Origin of the sequence: Streptomyces sp. NPDC052236 (assembly GCF_044548015.1) — a bacterium.
In the GTDB taxonomy this organism is placed as follows: domain Bacteria; phylum Actinomycetota; class Actinomycetes; order Streptomycetales; family Streptomycetaceae; genus Streptomyces.
On the sequence record NZ_JBIUBL010000085.1, the window covers coordinates 1 to 1,719 of the forward strand.

Annotated in this window: 1 protein-coding gene and 1 pseudogene; one reads left to right on the top strand and one right to left on the bottom strand. The window is 69.3% G+C overall.

Annotated features, from left to right (window positions below):
- The first annotated feature begins 73 nt into the window (after positions 1-73).
- The gene (locus ACIHCQ_RS44570) at positions 74-613 is read left to right on the top strand and encodes a hypothetical protein (RefSeq protein WP_399675099.1); all 540 of its coding nucleotides are present in this window, start codon (positions 74-76) and stop codon (positions 611-613) included.
- 112 nt (positions 614-725) lie between these two features.
- Here ACIHCQ_RS44570 and ACIHCQ_RS44575 read toward each other — a convergent pair.
- Positions 726-1,531 (bottom strand): annotated as a pseudogene (locus ACIHCQ_RS44575) (IS5 family transposase).
- Positions 1,532-1,719 lie beyond the last annotated feature (188 nt).

The following is a 1,719-nucleotide window of genomic DNA, read 5'->3' on the forward strand; positions in this document are numbered from 1 at the left end:
AAGCCGACATGTCTGCTTGAGCCGTGTGCCGTGAAAGTGGCAAGCACGGTTCTGAGGGGGGTCCCGCGCAGCGATGCGCGGGACCTACCCGACCGACCAGCTGCTCACCGTCGCGGCCCCGGACACCGTCTACGACCCGGACGCCGACGACGTCGTCCAGGCGGAGCTCGCCGCCGACGCCGCGGCCGCCGCCGCCCGGGAGGCCGAGCTGCGCGAAGCTGCCCGGGTCGCGGCCCGCGCCGATGAGCTCCAGGCGCTGCGCGAGCTGGGCACGCTGGAGCAGACCGAGCCCCGCGAGGGCGACGAAGCCGCCCGGGACGAACTCACCCGGCGGGCCGGCTCGTACGTACAGAAGGACGTCGACGCCTGGCTCGCCCACGCCCTGGCCGCGCACCGCGGGCACTACGCGGATCCCGCCGCCCGCGTGACCGCCGCCGATCTGCTGCCGACGCACCTGCTCGCCCACGCCGCGCTGCTCACCGAACTTGCGCACCTCGTGCCGGGCGCCGGCGTCGACCAGCTGGCGTTCGCGGCCCGGCTCGCCGCCGCCGACCCCGAGGCCAGCGGAGACCTCGCCGCGTTCCTCGCCCGCGCCCGATCCGGACAGAACTGATCTGCGCCCCGACGTTGTCAGTGCTGTCTGCGATCGTGCCGGTGTGCACACTGCATTCGCTTCTCAACCAGCCATGTTGTGGCTGATGCCGATCATGCTCTTAGACGATGTCTCATGTGGTGAGTTTGGCGAATTTCTTGTAGCAGGTCAGCGCAGCGGCGAGGCCGAGGAAGGCGAGGAAGTGGCTGCCTTTGCGCTCGTACCGAACAGTGAGGCGGCGGTAGCCGAAGAGCCAGGAGATGGTGCGTTCGATCTTCCACCGGTGTCGGCCGAGTCGTTCGGAAGATTCGATGCCTGGGCGGGCGATGCGGGCGACGATGCGACGTTCCCGCAGCCAGGCCAGGGTGTCGGCGGAGTGGTACGCCTTGTCGGCGCGGAGCTAGCCGGGGCGCCTACGACGCGGTCCGCGCCGGGATCGTACGGCCGGGATCGCTTTCACGAGGGGTTTGAGGGCCTGGCTGTCGTGGGTGTTCGCCCCGGACACACCGACCGCCAGTGGGATGCCCTGAGCCTCGGACAGCACGTGCAGTTTGCTGCCGGGTTTGCCGCGGTCGACCGGATTGCGCCCGGTCAGTGGACCCCCCTTTTCGCCCGCACCGAGGCCGCATCGATGATTGCCGAGGACCAGTCGAGCTCGCCCCGGGCTCCCAACTCGTCCAGCACGGCCCGGTGCAGCCGCCGCCACACCCCCGCCCTGGTCCAAGCCGTGAACCGGCGGTGCGCGGTCGCCGGCGACACCCCGAACGACGGCGGCAGATGCCGCCACGCACACCCACTGGTCAGCACATACACCACCGCAGTGAAGACCGCCCGCTCGTCCGCTGGCGCACTCCCACCACCCTGTGGACGCGGCGTGAACGACGGCAGCAAGGGGGCCGTCAGATCCCACAACCCGTCAGGGACCAGCCGCTGCAACAGATCAACTCTCACGAAGAACCATGATGCCGCAGCTCACCACATCACCACATGAGACATCGTCTTAGTCTCAGCGACGACCGGATGGGGGCTAACGCCAATGCTGGTGACTTAGATGTCCTGGGCTCGTTGGTTGTGGTGTGGCGAGGGTGGGGCAGGTCAAGTCGCCTGCGGGTGAGCGTTTGTCGGAC